22 protein-coding genes, 2 pseudogenes and 1 riboswitch are annotated in these 20541 nt (G+C 34.6%); of the genes and pseudogenes, 5 read left to right on the top strand and 19 right to left on the bottom strand.

What is annotated here, in order from left to right:
- Window position 1: 1 nt before the first annotated feature.
- From DN410_RS19995 to DN410_RS19985, 3 genes are all read right to left on the bottom strand, one after another.
- On the bottom strand, window positions 2–508 hold the full coding sequence (locus tag DN410_RS19995) for a DUF4178 domain-containing protein (protein ID WP_000051750.1): 507 nt from the start codon (window positions 506–508) through the stop codon (window positions 2–4).
- A 21-nt stretch (window positions 509–529) separates the two neighbouring features.
- Window positions 530–934, bottom strand: a complete 405-nt coding sequence (locus DN410_RS19990; RefSeq protein WP_000220323.1) for a DUF350 domain-containing protein — start codon at window positions 932–934, stop codon at window positions 530–532.
- Window positions 935–1128: 194 nt separating this feature from the next.
- Window positions 1129–1794: a PspA/IM30 family protein gene (locus DN410_RS19985; protein WP_071710946.1), complete on the bottom strand. Its 666-nt coding sequence runs from the start codon at window positions 1792–1794 to the stop codon at window positions 1129–1131.
- Window positions 1795–2197: 403 nt separating this feature from the next.
- Between DN410_RS19985 and DN410_RS19980 the strand changes: the two genes are divergently transcribed.
- On the top strand, window positions 2198–2776 hold the full coding sequence (locus tag DN410_RS19980; protein WP_149177767.1) for a lipoprotein BA_5634 family protein: 579 nt from the start codon (window positions 2198–2200) through the stop codon (window positions 2774–2776).
- Window positions 2777–2808: 32 nt separating this feature from the next.
- On the opposite strand, the gene DN410_RS19975 is transcribed toward DN410_RS19980, so the two are convergent.
- Genes DN410_RS19975 through DN410_RS19965 form a run of 3 tightly spaced genes read right to left on the bottom strand, consistent with a single transcriptional unit; the run spans window position 2809 to window position 5205 of the window.
- Entirely contained in the window at window positions 2809–2976 is a 168-nt protein-coding gene (locus DN410_RS19975) for a FeoB-associated Cys-rich membrane protein (protein ID WP_098612842.1), read from the bottom strand.
- Window positions 2977–2992: 16 nt separating this feature from the next.
- Window positions 2993–4981: a ferrous iron transport protein B gene (gene feoB / locus DN410_RS19970; protein WP_149177766.1), complete on the bottom strand. Its 1989-nt coding sequence runs from the start codon at window positions 4979–4981 to the stop codon at window positions 2993–2995.
- On the bottom strand, window positions 4978–5205 hold the full coding sequence (locus tag DN410_RS19965; protein WP_149177765.1) for a FeoA family protein: 228 nt from the start codon (window positions 5203–5205) through the stop codon (window positions 4978–4980). The genes feoB and DN410_RS19965 overlap by 4 nt, the downstream gene beginning before the upstream one ends.
- A gap of 194 nt (window positions 5206–5399) precedes the next feature.
- Window positions 5400–5501, top strand: a riboswitch (TPP riboswitch).
- 64 nt (window positions 5502–5565) lie between these two features.
- Between DN410_RS19965 and thiT the strand changes: the two genes are divergently transcribed.
- Window positions 5566–6192, top strand: a complete 627-nt coding sequence (gene thiT, locus DN410_RS19960; protein ID WP_179958629.1) for an energy-coupled thiamine transporter ThiT — start codon at window positions 5566–5568, stop codon at window positions 6190–6192.
- Window positions 6193–6397: 205 nt separating this feature from the next.
- On the opposite strand, the gene DN410_RS19955 is transcribed toward thiT, so the two are convergent.
- The 7 genes from DN410_RS19955 to DN410_RS19925 form a co-directional block, all read right to left on the bottom strand.
- Window positions 6398–8251, bottom strand: coding sequence for a sensor histidine kinase (locus DN410_RS19955; RefSeq protein WP_149177763.1), 1854 nt, complete (start codon window positions 8249–8251; stop codon window positions 6398–6400).
- A complete protein-coding gene (locus DN410_RS19950) occupies window positions 8248–8937 on the bottom strand; it encodes a response regulator transcription factor (protein ID WP_149177762.1) in 690 nt (229 codons plus the stop codon). The genes DN410_RS19955 and DN410_RS19950 overlap by 4 nt, the downstream gene beginning before the upstream one ends.
- 39 nt (window positions 8938–8976) lie before the next feature.
- Window positions 8977–9597, bottom strand: a complete 621-nt coding sequence (locus DN410_RS19945; RefSeq protein WP_149177761.1) for a class D sortase — start codon at window positions 9595–9597, stop codon at window positions 8977–8979.
- An 89-nt stretch (window positions 9598–9686) separates the two neighbouring features.
- Complete coding sequence (locus tag DN410_RS19940) at window positions 9687–10091, bottom strand: LPXTG cell wall anchor domain-containing protein (RefSeq protein WP_149177760.1); 405 nt, start codon at window positions 10089–10091, stop codon at window positions 9687–9689.
- A 162-nt stretch (window positions 10092–10253) separates the two neighbouring features.
- Complete coding sequence (locus tag DN410_RS19935) at window positions 10254–12920, bottom strand: S-layer homology domain-containing protein (RefSeq protein ID WP_149177759.1); 2667 nt, start codon at window positions 12918–12920, stop codon at window positions 10254–10256.
- Window positions 12921–13087: 167 nt separating this feature from the next.
- Entirely contained in the window at window positions 13088–13420 is a 333-nt protein-coding gene (locus DN410_RS19930; protein ID WP_071710937.1) for a hypothetical protein, read from the bottom strand.
- 183 nt (window positions 13421–13603) lie between these two features.
- Window positions 13604–13819 carry a hypothetical protein gene (locus DN410_RS19925; protein ID WP_149177758.1) on the bottom strand — a complete coding sequence of 72 codons (216 nt, stop codon included), beginning with the start codon at window positions 13817–13819 and terminating at the stop codon, window positions 13604–13606.
- A 161-nt stretch (window positions 13820–13980) separates the two neighbouring features.
- Between DN410_RS19925 and hpt the strand changes: the two genes are divergently transcribed.
- Both hpt and DN410_RS19915 read left to right on the top strand, forming a co-directional pair.
- Complete coding sequence (hpt, locus tag DN410_RS19920) at window positions 13981–14508, top strand: hypoxanthine phosphoribosyltransferase (protein WP_149177757.1); 528 nt, start codon at window positions 13981–13983, stop codon at window positions 14506–14508.
- Window positions 14509–14591: 83 nt separating this feature from the next.
- Window positions 14592–15494 carry a diacylglycerol/lipid kinase family protein gene (locus DN410_RS19915; protein WP_149177756.1) on the top strand — a complete coding sequence of 301 codons (903 nt, stop codon included), beginning with the start codon at window positions 14592–14594 and terminating at the stop codon, window positions 15492–15494.
- Between the two features lie 40 nt (window positions 15495–15534).
- Here DN410_RS19915 and DN410_RS19910 read toward each other — a convergent pair.
- Both DN410_RS19910 and DN410_RS19905 read right to left on the bottom strand, forming a co-directional pair.
- A pseudogene (locus DN410_RS19910) lies at window positions 15535–16045 on the bottom strand (DUF2199 domain-containing protein).
- 24 nt (window positions 16046–16069) lie between these two features.
- Complete coding sequence (locus DN410_RS19905; RefSeq protein WP_149177755.1) at window positions 16070–16741, bottom strand: DUF7003 family protein; 672 nt, start codon at window positions 16739–16741, stop codon at window positions 16070–16072.
- Window positions 16742–16922: 181 nt separating this feature from the next.
- Here DN410_RS19905 and DN410_RS19900 point away from each other — a divergent pair, with 181 nt between their 5' ends.
- Complete coding sequence (locus DN410_RS19900; protein ID WP_149177754.1) at window positions 16923–17861, top strand: Rpn family recombination-promoting nuclease/putative transposase; 939 nt, start codon at window positions 16923–16925, stop codon at window positions 17859–17861.
- A gap of 39 nt (window positions 17862–17900) precedes the next feature.
- Here DN410_RS19900 and DN410_RS19895 read toward each other — a convergent pair whose 3' ends face one another.
- The 4 genes and pseudogenes from DN410_RS19895 to DN410_RS28555 form a co-directional block, all read right to left on the bottom strand.
- Window positions 17901–18659, bottom strand: a complete 759-nt coding sequence (locus DN410_RS19895) for a DUF4262 domain-containing protein (protein ID WP_149177753.1) — start codon at window positions 18657–18659, stop codon at window positions 17901–17903.
- A pseudogene (locus tag DN410_RS19890) lies at window positions 18644–19424 on the bottom strand (DUF4261 domain-containing protein). Before DN410_RS19890 ends, DN410_RS19895 begins: the two are co-directional and overlap by 16 nt.
- 18 nt (window positions 19425–19442) lie before the next feature.
- Window positions 19443–20207 (bottom strand): hypothetical protein, encoded by a 765-nt coding sequence (locus tag DN410_RS19885; RefSeq protein WP_149177752.1) that lies wholly within the window; start codon window positions 20205–20207, stop codon window positions 19443–19445.
- Window positions 20208–20263: 56 nt separating this feature from the next.
- A complete protein-coding gene (locus DN410_RS28555; RefSeq protein WP_149177751.1) occupies window positions 20264–20512 on the bottom strand; it encodes a hypothetical protein in 249 nt (82 codons plus the stop codon).
- Between the last annotated feature and the right edge of the window lie 29 nt (window positions 20513–20541).

Raw genomic sequence — 20541 nt, 5'->3', positions numbered from 1 at the left:
CTTACGTTGCTCTTATAATTTGTACATCAGCAGGAATGATTGCTTCTCCCTCATACATCATTGTGCGACCATTTTGCCATTCAATACGTAATAACTTTCGATTATCAGATTGGAATTCCCATACGTACTGTTCCTCTGAAGCTGAAAATGGTGTTTTCCCCATCACAACAACACGTCCGTTATATTGCTCTTCCATATGGTACTCTGTATCATCCATTTCAATTGTCGTCGGAATCTCATCAATTGAATCTAAACGACCATCAATTGGTGTATATAATTTGTAATATGTATTTTCACGATCTTCAATTTTTAAATAACGAATATCTTTCCCGTCTTGCAACGTTAAAACAATTTCCTTGCGAGAATGCATACTCGTTTTCCCAGTTAATTCGTACATGACTAATGAAACTTCAATCATATCACCAGGAGCTAACGTTAAAAGACTCTTTTCTGGCTTCGGTGGCTCTGGACTTTTCATTATATTTTTAATACGTTTAAATAAACTCATGATCTACCCCTCCCTTTCTCTTTATAAACAAGCACCTAAAATAAGTGCACCAACAATATGTAATGATCCAGCTAACATTGCATGCGCAACACTGCCTTCTTTCGTACCTTCTTCTAAATCAAGACCAGACATTTTCTTTAATACGAATTCGATGAACATTTCTACCACTAATAAAATAACGAAAGAAACTGCTGAAGCAAGAAGTGCTTGCCATAAATCATTTGCTTTCGTAATCGATTGGGATAAAATGTATCCTTGTGCGAATAATTTCATAACGAAACGAGTTGTTACAGCCGTATTCCCATTTTTAATCTCTTTTAAGTCATTGTATTTAGTAAAAATTGAATCAACCCACATAATTGCAAATAAAAGTACTGCACTCGCTCCAGTCCATACAAGCATAGCTAATACATTTGTCCATGTCATTGCAAAACCTCCTCTAAATATAAAGTGAAACTTTAATCAGTGGGGAGTTGTTCATTCCCCGCTAATTATTAGTCCCCACCTCTTTGCTTTCAAAAAATATAAAGGTGGGAGTCTTACTGCCCGCAAATAGCTGGGTAATAGAAAACCGACATGAATGTATTTAGACATGTCGGTTCATTTGTCTCTATTCTATATTATTTCTCATACTGCTTCATAATACGAGCTAATTCATCGTCAACAGCAGAATTTTTGTTTAAGCTTGCGAATTCATCATCTAATGATTTTTCTTTTTTGTACACTTCACCACTTGCTTCTGCTTCAGCCTCTAATTGAAGAGCTTTCTCTTCCATACGGCTTAAACCAGCTTTTGCTGAATTTGAATCAAATCCAGACATCGCCTGATTAATATTCTTTTGTGCTTTCGCTGCATTTACACGCGCTACAAGTGTTTCACGTTTATTTTTCAGCTCAGTTAATTGCTTACGCATTTCTTCTAACTTCGCACGAAGATTATCCGCAGCTGCTTTGTTTTGCTCATAGCTTGCTTTATACTCATTCATCTTTTGCTCTGCATTTTGTTTTTCTTCTAAAGCACGGCGCGCAAGATCTAGGTTGCTAGCTTGAACAGCCATATGAGCTTGCTCTTCACGTTTTTTCACAAGTGCCTCTTGCTCTTCAAATAACAATTTAAATTTCTTTTCAAGCGCGATTTGAGCTGCTACACTTTTCTCAGCTTCTTGTACATCCGCTTGCATATCACGTAAATATTGATCCGTCATCTTAACTGGATCTTCCGCTTTTTCAATTAATGAATACACATTTGACATTGTTAAATCTCGTAATCGTTTAAATACAGACATCCAAATTCCTCCTATGATATACCTCATATTTCAAATTCACTACTTGGAAAACTTAAAAATCTCCCTTTACAGTAAAGAATATTCATTTTTACAGCCTATGTGTTTATTATAACAAAACAAAGATGCCCTTACATGTTATTTCCAAAATACATCCAATATAATATGACATTCCAAATACAATATTGTTTTCCTAATATATTCTCATTATTTCTCCTTAGAATTAACTTATTTTTACGTACTTTCACTAAATTACATTATTGTAATGTTACTGTAAGCTAACTCGATAGTTACGTCTCCATATTTCTTATACACTAATACCAGAAGCAACAAACAAGCTTCTTCACATGTAAGCACTAATACAAAAATTGTATTTACTATAAAACAGATAAAAGGAGAAATCATCATGAAAAAATTAGTAGGAATCGGATTAGCAGCAGCAATTTCACTTGGAGCATTATCAGGTTGTTCATTATTAGGCGAGAAAGCAAATGGCTTTGTATTATACGGAACGGAAGAACAGGTTCAACAAATTACAGATAAAAATAAAAAAGAAGTAAAAGAAAAAGACTTCTATAAAATGAAACTTACAACGTTAGAAGATAAAAAAGTTCTTGTAATGGATAAGAAAACTGGTGAGGAATTGGTGAAAAAAGAATTACTTAGCACAGTTGATGCAAAAGACGACACAAAACCACTTGATAAGTTACCAGCTGTAACAACAGAACAAGGTGTATTATTCGCAAAAGAAAAAGTAGAAAATGCTACACTTGATGGTGCTAAATTAAAATATGAAGGCAATACAATTATCGGTAGTGGCCGTGCATATGCAGATATGTTCGCAATTGTTGATGATGCAACTTACGGAAATATAAAAGGTGATGAAAAATCTGTAGGTGTATTAAAATTCGATAAGGATCCAAGTAAAGAATTCCCTGGAAAAAATGGTGTAGAATCATCACAACTTGTAAAAATTAAGAAGTAATAAAAAAAGCTTTGCGAAATTCGCAAAGCTTTTTATTTATGAGCGATTTGCTCCATATCTGGACTACAAGTTTGCGACTGACATGACTTATTTAAAGAACATGCCGCGCATTTTCCTTTTTTACTTCTCTTTACAAAATTAAATAACGTGTATGCTGCATAACCAAAAATGATAGCTCCAATTATAATATTGACCATCATCAGAATACATCTCCTTCTAGAATCCGAGTAAAGATCCAACTTGGTATATAATAAGCGTTAATACATAAGCAACAACAAGCGGATAAACGACTGAGAAAATCGTCCATTTCGCTGATCCTGTTTCACGTTTAATAACAGCTACCGTCGCTAAACATGGAACGTATAATAAAATAAAGAACATAAATGCATAAGCTGATAATGCTGTATAATGTGCTCCCATTACGTTTCCAAGCACATCTTCTTTAACTGCATAAATAATTGCCATTGTAGAAACGACAACTTCTTTCGCTAAAAATCCTGTTAAAAGGGATGCCGCAGCTTGCCACGTTCCAAAGCCGAGCGGTGCAAATAATGGTGCGATAAATCCACCAATCATCGCTAAGTAGCTATCTCCCATATCAACGCCAAATCCTGATGGACCTGCATAGTTTAATAACCAAATAACAACCGAACCACCAAAGATGAATGTACCAGCTTTACGAACAAATCCTTTCCCTTTCTCCCACGTGCTTAGCCATAATGTTTTTGCTTGTGGCACACGGTAAGGCGGTAATTCAATTACGAAAATAGACTTTTCTGCTTTCAAAATCGTAAGAGACATAATTTTTGTAACGAGTAATGCCAGAACAATACCTGCGACATATAAAGAAAATACAACAGTCGCCTGACTATTAGGGAAGAATACGCCCGCAAATAATGCATATACAGGTAAACGTGCTGAACAAGACATAAATGGTGTTACTAAAATGGTAAGTAAACGTTCTTTCTCCTGTTCAATCGTTCTCGCCGCCATAATTCCTGGAACGTTACATCCAAAACCGATAATCATCGGAATAAAAGCTTTACCGTTTAAGCCAAAGAACTCCATAATTCTATCCATAACAACTGCAATTCGCGCCATATATCCTGAGTCTTCTAATAATGAAATGAAAAAGAATAGTGCAAAGATTTGTGGTACGAATACTAATACAGCACCAACACCGGCAATAATACCTTCTGTAACGAGTGCTTGAATAAAATCAGAAGCTCCAATACTTGTAAGTCCAGCTGTTACCCAATCCGTAAGCTGTCCACCAAAAAATCCATCTAACATATCAGATAACGGTGTCCCAATCCACGTAAACGTAACCTGAAAAATAAAAAACATAACTGCTAAAAAGATTGGAAGTCCTAAAATTTTATGCGTAATTAATCTATCAATTTTTTCCGAAAAAGGAATTTTCCCTTCTTTCTCATGCTTCATAACATTTGTTTTTAACTTTTCAATATACGCTTCACGAGTTTTGTAAATGTGCTCTTCTAACGTACAATCAAGTTTTCCTTCTAAGCGAGATCGAATGGCTATGAGTTCCTTATAAATTGGTAGTGCTTTCATTTCTTTTTCTACTACTTCGTTATTGCTTAGAAATTGAAGGGCTAACCATCTTGGATGCTTGTAATTCACTGTCTCTAAAAGAGCAATTACTTCTCCAATCCCTTCATCCATTTGTACACCATATGAAATAAGGAATGGCTTTTTCTCTTTTTTGTCATTTTCTTTAAGCGTCGTAAGTAATTCTTCACAGCCTTTGCCACTTCTTGCAACGACAGGAACGACTGTTACACCTAATAGTTCTGATAACCGCTTTACATTAATGGCAATTCCTCTTTGCTTCGCCACATCAACCATATTTAGACCAATTGAAACTGGCTTGCCAAATTCAAGTAATTGCAACGTTAAATGCATATTTCGTTCAAACTGCGAAGAATCCACGATATTTAACATATGATTAAATTCTTCTGTTAGTAGAAAGTTTGTTACAACACCTTCATCACGTGAAACTGGATTTAAATCATAGACGCCTGGTAAATCAATTAATGTTCCTTGCTTATCTTTTAATTTACCAACCTTCTTTTCTACTGTTACACCGCTCCAGTTTCCTACATACTCATAAGAACCAGTAAGTGCATTAAATAATGATGTTTTCCCTGTATTCGGATTCCCTAGCAAAGCTACCTTATTCACGCTAATTCCACCTTTATCATTTTCGCGTCACAATGACGAATGCTAATTAACTGTCCACGACACTCCAATGTACAAGGACCTTTGAACATCGCTTTCTGCTTCATGCGAAGTTCGCTTCCTTCAGAAAGACCGAAAGCAGCCAGTCTTCTCTTTAGTAACTGATCTAACGACTGAATACTTTTTACTAACACTCTCTCACCAATTTTAATATCTACTAAGCTCATAAACTTCCCCCTCAGAAGAGAATGATAATTATTTTCAAGAAAATTATAGCATACTCTATTTCATTTGGACTATATCTTTTCGCTTCATATTTATTAACATTTCAATACAATTCTATTTCAATCATTGTCATACTTGATTCATTTGCCATTCTCATCCATTTCGCTTACAATAAACAATAGCAAATAAAGAATCTCGTTATCACAGGGGGAGCCATGCCGCTGAGAGGGAACACTTCGTTCCGACCCTTCGAACCTGTTAGTTAATGCTAACGCAGGGATTGTGCAAACGTCCGAAATACATACCTCTTTTTTATTTACGTATTTCGTATCCTCCTATGATAATGTTCTTTTTTGTACAACTTGGATTTAGGGGGAGACAACATGCGTAACACCAATTTACAAGCGATGATCGAATCTGCTATTCTTGCAGCCTTCGCCATGATTATCGACATTTTACCATTATCACTTAAACTTCCAACAGGCGGTTCCATTTCATTTGCTATGATTCCTATTTTTATTATTGCATATCGCTGGGGCTTTAAATCTGCTTTCTTAGGTGGATTAATTTGGGGATTATTACAAATTGTTGTAGGTGATGCTTACATTTTAACACCTGTTCAAGCATTCATTGAGTACTTCGTTGCCTTTGCTTTTATTGGATTTGCTGGACTCTTTTATAAGCAAATTCAGCAGACCTTAATTAACGGCGAAAGAAAGAAAACAATTTCCTATATTATCCTCGCTACATTTATCGGTAGTCTAGCTCGCTATTTCTGTCACTTTATCGCTGGTATTATTTTCTGGGGACAATATGCACCGAAAGGTCAATCAGCTGTGCTATATTCATTAATTGTAAACGGTAGTACAATGCTTTGTTCTTTCGCATTATGCACAATATTACTATTCCTTTTATTTAAAACTTCACCACGCTTATTCAAGAGCATCAATGCTTATCAAATAAATTCAAACAAAAAGAGCGCTTCATGAGCGCTCTTTTTTTCATATCGTAATATCAATTAAAAAAACAATAAATGCACAAAAGAAAATAAATACTATTATACTTAGCCAATTGCTATGCACGGTTCATCGACTCCTTACATAACCTCATTTTCTAATCAGATTATATCGTTTGAAAATAAAGATTAGGTAAAGATAATATGAAAATAAATTAAAAAAGCGTAGATTATATTATCTACGTTTTTTTCTGTAAATAAAAGTAAAATGACACACCATCTTCTGTATTCTTTACTCCATATTCAGCATCGTGCAGTTCTAAAATATTCTTTGAAATAGCAAGACCAAGCCCCGTTCCACCTTGTGAACGCTGGCGAGCTGCATCCACGCGATAAAAACGATCCCAAATTTTATCTAATTGCTCTTCTTCAATGTGAGTACCTTTATTTTCAATACATACTTTTATACGATCTTTTTCATCTATTGTAGAAATAATAATCTCTTCTTTATTTGGTGTATAACGTATAGCATTCGTAATGAAGTTCACGATGACTTGTTCAATCCGTCCTTGATTTGCGACTACTTCAAATGGACCTATATTTTTATGAACACGAAGTTCTTTTTTCTCTATTTCCACAGAAAGGTGTTCACATATATCTTCAATTATCGAATCAATATAAAATAAATTCTTTTTCATTTTATATGTGCCTGACTCAAATTTAGCTAACTCAAGCATATCTAAAATTAACGTATCCATTTTGTCTACTTCTCGTTCCATCGCTTGAAAATAGTATTCTTTTTTATGTTCGGCTACCCCGTCTTTCAAAATAGAAATACAGCTTTTCATAATACTCAGTGGTGTTTTTAATTCATGTGAAACACCTGAAATGAATTCTTTTCGCGTCTTTTCTAGCTTTCTTTCCTTTTCAATATCTTGTTCTAGCTGCCCAATATGCGAATGGAGTTTATTTGATAGTACATTAATATTTTTCGATAAATCCCCAATTTCATCTTTTGAAGTAATCGGTATTTGTTCTGTGAAATCTAAATGCGCTATTTTCTTCGTTGTATCATTTATTTTTAATAACGGTTTTGCAATTTGTTTTGAATAATAAAATGCAGCTAGAAAAATGAGAACGACTACAAATGCAATGATGTAGATGTAATAATCTTGTACCATTTGTACCGCTTCATCTACAGGCTGTAAGGAAGCCATCGCATATATATATGTTACGGATCCGTCTTTTTCTTTTATTGGTTTGATTAATAATTTATATTTTATATCATTTTTTTCATAGTCCATTGTCTTTGTTGAATACTCTATTTGCTTACTCTCTTTTAGTACTACATCCGTTTGAAATTCTTTTATACTATCCAAAAATAAAGTGTTTTTATAAATTGGATTTACGGGACCTTTTACATCAGGGAATTGTACTTTCGTAACACGCCCTCTTATGTAAACATCTGGTTCTTGGGCAGGTTGCTCCTGAACAGCCGGCTTCTTTTCCTTAACAAATTGTTCCCCAGCTGCTTTCTTTTTCTCCTCATTTAATTTACTCATTTTCTCCTTAAATGCTTTTTCTAACGGTTTATTAGATCCACTTAAATTTTGTTTGCCTAACGCGAAAGAGAACGGAATAAAACTATCATCTTCTTCCACGCCAGAAAAATAAATTTCTTGGCCTAAAAACGGATCTGATGATTTATTATCAATCTCTTCTATATTGACAAGATTGTATAAAGGAATTTTGAATATTTGTTGTCCAAAGCTCTTCTGTTGCTTACGGTCGATTGTTACCTCAAAATAAAAATCATCCGCATGCTTTAAATTCCCATTCTGATCTAATGTCGTAATCCACGTATTATTTTCTCTTAAAAAGTCTTGCTCTAGCTTTTGAATTCCTTCTGCATTTCCGGCTTCCTTTAAATAATTCTGTTCAAAGGAATTTAAATTCACTTTAATATCTTCCACTTTTCGATTCGCATAATATTGCTTAAAAAATATCGTTTGTCCAATAAATATCGTCGCTAAAATTAACATGCATAATGCTGTTGTGAGAGTAAATAATTTCAGTACAATCCCTTTTCTCATACATTTCCCTCAAATTTATAACCAGTTCGCACTACAGTTGTAATGTACTTTGCTTTTTCTCCTAATTTATTTCGCAAATTACGAATATGGCTATTAACCGTTCGATCGTCACCAGCAAATTCATATCCCCAAATTCTTGAAATGAGTTGCTCTCGTGTTAAAACAATCCCTTGGTTTTTCATGAAATACGCTAATATTTCAAATTCAGTATGTGTTAAATTAATATCTGCCTTATCTACCGTAACAGTACGTGATGGTAGATGAACGTGAATACCATTGATTGATAACGTATCATATTCATTCTCTAAAAGTTGTTTTGTCACTTTTCTACTTTCTAACAATCGTTTCGCTCTTGCTAATAAAATTGGTGGACTATATGGTTTCGTCACATAATCATCTGCTCCAAGTTCAAATCCAAGTAACGTATCATCTTCATCAACACGTGCCGTCAGCATAATAATCGGAACCTCGGATGTCTTACGGATTCTTCGGCAAACGGACCATCCATCGAGCTCCGGTAACATAATATCTAGAATAACTAAATCGACCTCTTCTTCTTCAAATACAACTAAAACTTCTTTCCCATCCCTTGCTTCAAACACTACATATTGTTCACTCAAAAAATAATCTTTTAATATTTCACGCAAAATATCTTCATCTTCCACAATTAAAATATTCTTTGACATAACTTATGTATCCCCCTCCCGCTTTCAGAAACTACAATTTCATTTTGAATAACTAGCAGTTAATTTCGCCTCGATAATATATCTATCTGGTGCATTCCCTATATAATCAAATGGATAGCAGGTTGTCAGTGTTAATATTGGTTCTTCTTTTTTTATAATAACAGTGCGATCATCCGCATGGGTAATCCATATTTTTTGAATTTCATATGTGTAAATTTTATTATCATACTCTAAAACAAGAGTGTCTTTTTCTTTTAACTCTCCCAAATCTGTAAATACAGTATCCCGGTGCCCACTTAGTACAGTATGTCCCCCTCCAGATGGCGTTGTCGTTAAATCACTAACAAACATACCAACTCCTTTTTTCAGCGTTGCATCATCCGCTCCCCAATATATAGAAAACTTCTTTTTTATTTTCGGTATATTTAACATTGCTACCTTTTCTCCTTCTTTATGCTCTGTTTGAGAAGAAGGCACTTGAGAAGTTACGGGGGTTTCACGTGAAAGTTGATCATGTTGTATATTGTTAAAGCTCTTTATTTCTTCTTTCGTTAGTTGTTGAGCAGCGCTTTTTCCTTTATACCATTCCATAGCATAATATGATCCCATAAATAGTCCTATAGCCATCAATATGATACCGATATAATTGAGTAACTTCATATTTCATCCCTCCATGCCAAAAATGGTAGGAATAACCTACCATTTTTAATATATGAAATTATCCCATTCTTTATAGAACAATATTTTATTTACGCCTTAACTTTATTGCGACGATTCCAACTAAATAATGTACCTATTGCCACAAGAGAGGCACTTAAACCCATCATTGCGACATTATTTGATGCTGTGTTTGGTAATTTTTCACCTTGTACAGCTGGCTTCGCTACCTCTTTTTTCGCTGTAGCATTTTTTTGCTGTTCCTTAATTGCGGCTTCTTTTTTTGCCATATCACTTTTTTCTTGTACTTGCGCCGCTTGCTTTTTCGCTACATCATTTTTTTGCTGTTCCTTAATCGCAGCTTCTTTTTTCGCTTTATCTTGTTGCATTTGCGTTGCTTCTTCCTTTGTTACTGTTCCAGTATCCGCGCTTGCTACTGAAGAATATCCTACTGTTAAAAGTGCCATTGCACAGATTGGTAATAGTTTCTTTTTCATTTTATTTCTCTCCTTTTATACGTTTTACATCACTTCGCATCGGATGTATCACTAGAATAAACAAGAGATATAAATATAAGATGCAGATGAAATATATTTCATCTAAAGATTTCATTGTAGAAAAAAGGTTATCCGAAATAATTTTCGGATAACCTTTTAAAGTTAATCTACACTTAAAGCTTTCTTGCCCATTTGATTATAGATACTTGCAAACCGGCTCTTACTCACTTTTACATTTTTCGTCCCATAAAACGGATCATTATAATATACGTAATTATCATCCACACCTGTTAAAACAACCGCATGCGTATTCATTCTTGCATAAATTGTTTTTCCACCTGGTGTTTTCCACGTTGTAATTGGTCTTGGGTTATTTAAAGCGACAGTTACCCATGTCACTACTGGTTTCCCATTTCTTACATAGTCTTCTAAAACAGAAAGATCATTTCCTGTTAAGTTCGTTCCTCTTGTATATTTATCTAACAATCGTTTTAGTGGTTCTGGATTAATAGAATACCCCGGTGTATTACCTGTTACATCACCTACAAATCCTACATCTGGATCTCCCCAAATTTGTGATGGCGTTTTATAATTTTTTAACTTCGTTTGATCAAACGGCATTTCAAACGCAAACATCACTTTATTTAACGAGCGACCAATTTGATGTTCTACAAGCATTTGTAAAGAAACGACTTCACATCCATTATTCAATTCTGGGAATTGATATAGTGACGGTACGTTTAATATTACTTGACTACGATTAACATTTCCTTCATTAACCCACTTTAATCCATTACTAGTTTGAATTTGAATCCAGCCACCATCTCTTTCACCATAAACCTCTACTGTCTGCGGTGCATACTTTCCTGATACACGAGATATAAAGCTTGGGCTATCATACGCAAAGAATACTTTAGATAAATATTTCGCTTCTTTTTTTGTATCTAACCACTGATAACCTGCATATGTACGTATACGAAGCCACGTTCCTCTTTCCTCTACAACAGTTACTGCTTGAGGCCCATAATAGCCTAATATATTTGCAGATCGGGCAGGGGCATCATAAGTAGTAAAGTCTCTATCAATCTGTACTTTCTTGTCTATTAAACATACCCATTTATAACCTAAACCAGTATAAATTTTAATCCAATTGCCTTCTCGCTCTTCAACAACTGTTACTATTTGCGGAGCATACTCACTTGAAATACCAGAAGATAAGGATGCCTCATTGTATGTCAAAAAGTTATTATTCATATTTATTTTCTTTTCAACTAAACAAACCCACTTAAAACCTGCTTCCGTATGAATTCTAATCCATCCGTCTTCTCGTTCCTCATACACTGTTACTTCCCTAGGTCCATATTCCTTTGAAATTCCAGATGATAAAGATGGTCCATTATACGTAAAGAATTTTTTCGAAATGTTTATCTTTTTTACCTTCACTTCATTGTCTTTAGACTTATCTGTAACCGCGACGAGCTGTGCTGCCTCTGCACGCGTAATGGATCTATCCGGTTGCCAATGTTCTCCATCAACACCACTGGATATGCCCATGCCTACTAAAATATTAATAAATTTCTCACCCCAATGATCTTTCACATCAGCAAATAATGTTGGTAATTCTTCATTAACCTTTTTGTCTAATTGATAAGCTTGGACCAACATCGCTGCCATAGCAGCTCTTGTCATTTGACCATTCGGATTAAATTTCCCATTTCCTTCACCTTTAATGACACCTGCTTTTTCCACCGCAGCAATATAAGAAGTTGCCCAATGGTCTTGAGAGTCTGTAAAAGTTGGCTTTTCACCTTCTTTAACTTCTAATCCTAAAATTTTCGCCATAATTGTAGCTGCTTCAGCTCTACTTAATACTTTGTTTGATGCAAACGTTCCATCCGGCATCCCAGAAATCACCTGTTTATGAACTAAATAATAAACAGACTCTTCCGCCCAATTTGGAACATCAGGAAACGATTGCGGCGCTGTTTGCATTGTAATAGTAGCTTGTTTTACTTCTGCTTCTCTCTTTTCCTGTTCTTCTTTTTGCTTCAATTCAAATTCTTGTTTTGCCTGTTCTTCTTTTTGTTTTAATTCAAGTTCTTGTTTTGCCTGTTCCTCTTTTTGTTTTAATTCAAGTTCTTGTTTTGCTTGTTCCTCTTTTTGTTTTAATTCAAGCTCTTGTTTTGCCTGCTCTTCTTTCTGCGTTAGCTCAAGCTCTTGTTTCGTTTTCTGCTCCAATTCTAGCTGTTGCTTCTTCAATTCTTCCTGCTGTTTTCGTAATTCCTCTTGTTGCTTCTTTAGCTCTTCTTTCTTTTTTTGTTCTTCTAATTCTTCAAGAGTTTTTTCTTCTTGGCTATTGTTTTCTTTTATTTCTAATGCATTCTTCTCTTCAAGTTCTTCTTGTTTTTTTAATTCAGCAGCTTTTTTCTCTTCATTGTTATCCTTCACTTGTAACGGGTTCTTCCCTTCAAGTTCTGCTTGCTGCTTTTTCAATTCCTCTAATTCCTGCTGTACTTCTTCCAGTTGTACTTTATGTTCACCATCTTGTTTCAGTAACTCGTCTTTTTTCTGTTTTAATTCATCTACCTTAACAAATAATTCTTCCTGCTGTTTTAAAATTTCTTCTCTTTTTTCTAATTCTATTTGTCGTTCTTTTACAGCTTCTAATTGTTTTTGCAGTTCGCTTTTCTCATTGCTCTGTATGTGTGGTAAAGCTTCTATACTATTTCTCGTTTTATTTTCAATTTCCGCTAGTGAACTAGAAGGAAATGTTAATAGATTTGTCGCTAACAGACTCGCTACTGCAATTACACTATACTTTTTCATCATACACGCACCTCTTTGAATTTTATTACGATCATACTTCCTAACAATATGTAAAATGTAAGATTCCTCCATAATCATAACAAATTTTTCCTCAGACAAAAGGATTTTTACAAAAAAAGAAAAAGAGCACTGTATGATACAATGCTCTTTTCGGGTGTGTGTCTCAATATTTACATGTTACTTTCGCGTGATTTAGAAGTAGAACGGGCCGGAGCGATAACTAATTGTCTCGGCTCAGTTTTCTTGAAGTGATTTTTGACGTTACACTTGCGACGTTGAACAACCCACGCTTTAATAGGATTTGTTAAAATAATTTTTTGCTCTTCTTTAGGGGCCTCTTCTTCCAATCTACAATTTTCGCTCCATTTACACCATTTCATTGTAAATTTAGAAGAAGAATGATCGTCTTCTCGATCAAATAAGTGCAAAAAATCCATTTCACCAGCTAGCATTACGGTGTTACTAGTTGCTAAAAAAGAAAAGGTTGTCCAACGTTTCTCCATGCCCTCCTACTCCTTCTTCACATATAGAGTGCCTAAAACTTAATTTACCTAAATATGCTTGCCTTTTACCTTACACCCATAGTGTATCCAAAATGTGATTATGCAACTATCGATTTGTCTTACAACTACCTTACATTTTTGTAAGAAAAGAAAAAACCTTCACTATATATACAGGAAGGTTTCTCATTTTTTATCTATATGATCATTCATATTATCAAGTCCAGCTTCTTGCAGCTGCGACATCATACCGTGGGAAATAGCACCTAACACTAACGTCATTCCAATTAATGAAATGCGAATTACAGGTACATCAATTACATACGCCAATAGGCCAAGAACAATTGTTAAAAGTAATGCCTTTATAAATGTTACACTTGTGTACTGTTTCTTTTTCATCATAATCACCTTTCATGGAAGCGTTTTCTTAATGTGATTAGTATATCATATCATCAGATGATTTTGTTGTTGTCTTTGTAAAAAATTACTATCTTCTTTGACTTTTTCCTTTCTATCCTTTACAGTCGAAATGTTCACAAGTTTTACACTGTAGGAGGACTCCAATGAATATTGAAATAAAAGACACTTTAATTTCTGAAGAACAATTACAAGCAAAAGTAAAAGAACTAGCACTTCAAATCGAACGTGACTTTGAAGGAGAAGAAATCGTAGTCATCGCAGTATTAAAAGGTTCATTCGTATTTGCTGCTGATTTAATTCGTCAAATTAAAAACAATGTAACAATTGATTTCATCTCTGCATCTAGTTACGGAAATCAAACGGAAACAACAGGAAAAGTGAAACTACTAAAAGATATCGACGTAAACATTACTGGGAAAAACGTAATTGTCGTAGAAGATATTATCGATTCAGGTTTAACGCTGCACTTCTTAAAAGATCACTTCTTTATGCATAAACCAAAGGCACTTAAATTCTGTACGTTACTTGATAAGCCAGAACGCCGTAAAGTGGACTTAAAAGCTGAATATGTTGGCTTCCAAATTCCAGACGAATTTATCGTTGGCTACGGTATCGACTGTGCGGAAAAATATCGTAACTTACCATTTATCGCTTCAGTTGTAACGGACTAATATAACAAAATAAACTTTCATCAATTACTGATGGAAGTTTATTTTCTATCACGATTCGTACAAGACAAAGGGAGAGAATAACAATGACAAAGACAAAATTTGAAAAAGTACTCCTCATCGTAAATCCGAAAGCCGGTCAAGGCGACTTACATACAAATTTAGCGAAAATCGTACCACCTCTTGCCACAGCTTTTCCTGATTTACATATCCTTCATACGAAAAAGCAAGGTGATGCAACAAAATATTGCCAAGAGTTTGCTAGTAAAGTAGATTTAATTATCGTCTTTGGTGGTGACGGAACTGTATTTGAATGCACAAATGGCTTAGCCCCTCTTGAAACTAGACCTACACTTGCAATCATTCCAGGCGGAACTTGCAACGACTTCTCTCGCACACTCGGTGTTCCGCAAAGCATTGCAGAAGCAGCAAAGCTTATCACAAAGGAACACGTAAAACCAGTTGACGTTGCAAAAGCAAACGGACAACACTTCTTAAACTTCTGGGGCATTGGACTCGTATCTGAAGTATCAAACAATATTGATGCAGAAGAGAAAGCAAAGCTTGGTAAAATTGGTTACTACTTAAGCACCATTCGAACTGTCAAAAACGCTGAAACATTCCCAGTCAAAATCACTTACGACGGACAAGTATACGAAGACGAAGCTGTCCTTGTGATGGTAGGAAACGGTGAATATCTTGGTGGTATTCCCTCCTTTATTCCGAATGTAAAATGCGATGACGGAACACTTGATATTTTCGTAGTCAAATCAACAGGTATTCAAGCATTTAAAGATTACATCGGAAAGAAACTATTTGAAGACTCAAATGAAAATGACATCTTCCACGTAAAAGCGAAATCCATCCATATTGAAACAGAAGAAGAAAAAGAAGTAGATACAGATGGAGAAAGTTCGCTTCATACACCATGTCATATTGAATTGTTACCAGAACACTTTACGATGATTTATAATCCTGCGGTTGTGTAATAAAAAAACGAGTGCTAGCACTCGTTTTTTCTCTTCTAATCTAGTTATGTCGTTGAATCATTTCTTGTATTTCTTTCACTCTCTCTAAAGTAATTCCATTTCTTTGTTCGATCGCTAAAGGATGCTCGGTTGGCTCTAATTCAACATACGGTGCCTTTCCAACTTCTCTTATATGTACATTTGTTTTTAAATTTAATGTTTCTGGATAAACTGGTATTTCTACAGATAACCAACCAAAATAAGGATCACTATTTTCTCGGCCTCTCTCATCCCACTTTTCTAATACTTCATCATAACTTTCTTTACTAAGTGATACCCACACAGTCCATATGAAATTTTCGTGGTAATCAATGATAGGAATCTCTAAACACCCTCTAATAAAGTAATGTTCATCGTCCATTACGCAAAAGTTCTGATGTTAAATGGAAGCATTCCTCTCTTTCATGGGGCGCTACCTCGTAATAATAATATGGTGCTTCACTTCCGTAGCATAGAGGTAGTGCCAAACGATTCATTTGTACTTTTTCTCCGGATTTTCTTCTTCTTTTCATTTATTATTCTTTCTCCTATCCTTTTCAGTCACAATCAAACTCTACCCAATTTCTCCAATGCGTATTACAATCCTTCTTCACAATAATACTTGGATCTTTCTTCTCTATTGCAGCGGCTACTGATTGGAAAAATTCATTTTCACTTACTTTTTCGTCTTCAACATGTTTCCATTCTTCCGTTTCATACGCTACTTCCCAATTACCTTCTAAACCGCACTCTTCTAAAATTTCTTCTTTATCCCACCATACTAATTTTCTAGCTTCGTCATGAGTAGCAAGCATACGCATAAAATCTCTTGGATAAGACTCTGTCGTTTGTACTTCTATTCCGTTATGTACATATTCTTCTTCTGTAAATTGATATTCAAAATGATGATCGCGAATTTTTACACTACCTTTATGAATATCCGGTATAAATTCACCTTCATTATCAAATAATTCATAATCTCCATCATTTAATTGCAAAATGCCATCATCACCAATTGTATGATTTATTCTATCACCATAGACGTGAATATCATTACATACACCTAATGATCCTACACCGACAACTTGAAATACTATTAACCAATCCTTATTATCTTTAAAGAAAAGAGAGAATTTCACTTGCGAAATATCTATATATTCATTATCAAAGGCAGGAAATTCATACTTACTTTGCTTTTTATCTAATAGTTTCAAAATATCTTTTTGCATATGTATCATCTTCACCTCTATATAAACTTTTCAATTTTACTAGAGTATAACATAGCTATACTTGCCTCTGACATTCTAATAATGCTACTTAAAAATAGCAAAATGGTCTATTTGCATGCCCTAGTTCCTTTTAGATACAATGAAGGAAAGAAGTACCTTAATATAAGGGAGAGAACAAACTTTGTTCAACCAACAGTTAGTTAATTTACGCATTGATTTTGCATTTAAACAATTGTTTGGTACGAATGGTAGTGAAGATATTCTCGTTGCCTTTTTAAACGCAATGTTACAAGATTCTTTAGAGTCACCCATCGCTTCTCTACAATTAGAAGATCCACATTTACACCGGGAATATGAAGATGATAAGTTATCAATTCTAGACATTTCAGCTACGTTAAATACGGGAACAAAAGTAAATGTAGAAATACAGCTTAATAATAATCACGATATGATGAAACGCAGTTTATATTATTGGGGAAAATTATACACATCTCAATTACAAAAAGGCATGCCATATAGTGCTCTTCGTAAAACCATCACCATTAATTTATTAAACTTCATAATGTTTTTAGATCACAAAGAATTTCATACAACGGGCACGTTATGGAATACACAACAACAAAAACTATTGAGTAATGACATAGAGATTCACATTGTAGAAATGCCAAAGTTAATAGAACAATGGCATGAAGAAAAAGTAAATCCGTGGAAAGATCCATTTGCTAGGTGGCTCTTATTACTTACCGCAAATGAGGATGAACACTTAACTAAAACATTGGAGGACATTGCTATGAACCGAGATCCTATTTTACAAAAAGCATTAAATAAATGGGAACGTATGAGTCAAAACTCCTCTTTTCGTCAAGCTTATGAAGCAAGAGAAAAGGTTTTAATGGATGAAGCAGCAAAATTTGCCCACGCAGAAAAAGAAGGCTTGAACAGGGGCATGGAAAAAGGCTTGAAAAAAGGCTTAGAAAAAGGGAGAAAAGAAGGGATTCAACAGGGAAAAATTCAAATGATTAAAAGTATGTATGATCTTGGTATGCCACTTGAAACCATTGCTAAGGCAAGTAAATTAAGTTTGCAGGAGATTGAGCATATTTTAGGACATAATAAATAGTAATAAAAAAGAGCTTGAATGGTTTCAAGCTCTTTTTTATCAACTTTCCTCAATATCATCCAATTGAGTCTTATAACATTCATCACACTCTGTCCTCGTAGGAAGAATCCCACTTTCATCAGGTAATAAAATTCTTAAAACCTCTCGATCCCTCTCTACGAAAGACTTCATAATAATGGGATATCCTTCAATAATATTCGTATACTCAATCCCTTGTTCAAACTTTTTCCCACTACGCATTTCTTCTATTATAGAATTAAAAACACCATGTGCTACTTCAGGATCCATATTTAATGTGATTTGTAAATCTTGATGATTAAAGGTATCTCTCAAACCATGTGTATGATAATTAGCATGAATGCCATCAATATCCTCTGCTAATACACTATGCATGTACCAGCCGTATTCTTGTAGCATACTTTCTTCCCATGCATCTGAATTCTCTTCTAAATCTTCATTCAGTAAATTCGAATCATACCACACATCCTCATAATCTCCATCAATCAAAAATCTCCATCCAGGTGGTAATCCTAAATACTTTTTGATTTCAGGTGCCCATTCATCGATATGTTGCACATGTAAGGGAAGGAAGAAATCTTCTTCTGTCCCCATCTCTTCACCAGCCCAAATGTACCAGCCTGTCGTTCCGTTTTCTACAGGCATTCGTAACCCATTAATCGGAACGATACCACTTTTTACATTTTGCGCTATTCCTAATTTCAAGTCATTCGGGGACTCTACATACTCTGCTTTATATTTGTCACATATACTCATTTGCTCTTTTATGTATTTTTCCATCCTTTTAGCACACTCCCCAACTTCTGAAATATAGACTTCTTTGCCGAAGCACTCTCTAACTTCCATATCCCGCATGGATTATAAAATGGATCCTCTTGTTCATAACGATCATCTATATAATGAAATAGACGGTACACTGGAGAATCTTCTGTGAAACTAATTGTATCTCCATCTTTCAAATTAGGTTTTTCCAATATATTATGTAGGCTAAAATCATTTAATAAATCTACAGCTACTTCTGGGTCTATTCCTCCGTCTAAAACAACGTCTGGTAGATTAAATGCTTGCATTCCACATGAATAGTAACCGTCCTCTTCATCTCCAACTAAAGTTACAAGGTGCGAATACATCGGGAATATTTCCTTATTCTCTGCAAGCTCTTGCCATTCTTCTTTCGAATAAGCTACACCTGCTGTTTCAACTTTTAAAGCTAGTCCACCTGCATGTAAGAGTTCCATTCCTACATCAATTACTTCTTGTAACCTATCTATATCGTCAACTTTCGCAATAACATACACTGTGTAAGTATGCTTCTCCAATTTATGGAGCAATTCTTCATCAAAACGCTCACCACTTGCATAGAAGAAAGCTTCTCCTAAAGATGGATCTTGTTCATATACATCAATCTCAAAACCAATCTCCTTCTCCTTATGGTGCATAATATTCCCCACTAACATATAGCTGCTTACTCGCAACTTCTTATATTAATTCCGTTCTATCTTTCCATAAACCAGGTACTCCAATAACGATTTGTGTCTCCATCATATGCAATCCACTTCTTATCTATTTCCAATCTACTCTTTCAATCTTCCAAACTAAATTATCTGGGCTATCTTTCTCTAAAAAAGTTAACATCCACATCGTTTTTCCTTTATCATTCATCAACATCACTTTATGGTCTAACTTCCAAGCCACATCACTAATATGATTAAACATTTTATACATAGCTTCTTCCCTAATAAGCTTTTCCTTTTTGATTAACCGTCTCGTTCTATACTCTCTTATTTCTAAGTACATATCAGCATACGCTACTTCATGCTGACAAGTTATACTACATACGTATTTTTTATTCGGACTACTCTTCTTTATATATACAAGTTCATTTTTATAATCCAAATCCATTATCTTATTGTTTACTTTTTCTAACTCTTCTATATCCCAATCATATTTCACAGCTAAACGCTTCATTTCCGCATGAACGATTTGAAGAGCTAATTCTTTTTTCTCTCTATTTGATAGAGAGGGAAAATTCTTCACACTCTCATACTCCACAAAAACATTCATATATTCAGGGAAAACCCGATATTTCTTCTCCCACTCATTGAGTAATGAAATATCATCCACACAATGAATCCAAATCCCTTTCTCATACTCCATTCTTAACTTTGGTATATATCGACAATATAAAGAAGTAATACAGCTCGTCTCTTTACCAAAAGAGATGTCTTCATCGTAGTTGCTTGTAGATGTTAACTGTAATTTCTCTATGCTACTTATATGCTCTTTCGCTTTTAGAAAACTCAACTGTATATCTCTTATAATCGGCATTTCTTCTCCCCTTCTTCGCCATACAACTATGTTCATATGCCTTAATCGATTTTAACCTAGCCCACTCCCATAGAAAAAAATAACAGTCCGACTACAAAAAAGAGGCCCCCAGTTAAAAAGTAGAACGGTGCTCCGTGCAACGGATCACTAAATAACTCTATCAAATTTCCAGCTACTACTTTCCATTTCTCTTTCTTTGAATTTTTTTCTTTTATTTCTTTAACAAATCGGCAAATACTTATACTAATCAAAATAATGCCTATTAATAGGCACCCTACTATGATCAAAATCCCTAAATATAACACTCCATGTGTACATCTATATTTATTTTCGT

The sequence above is a fragment of the Bacillus sp. SH5-2 genome (assembly GCF_008368905.1).
Lineage (GTDB): Bacteria > Bacillota > Bacilli > Bacillales > Bacillaceae_G > Bacillus_A > Bacillus_A luti.
Note: the sequence above shows the minus strand (reverse complement) of the source record. Positions and strands in the feature narration are given on the sequence as shown.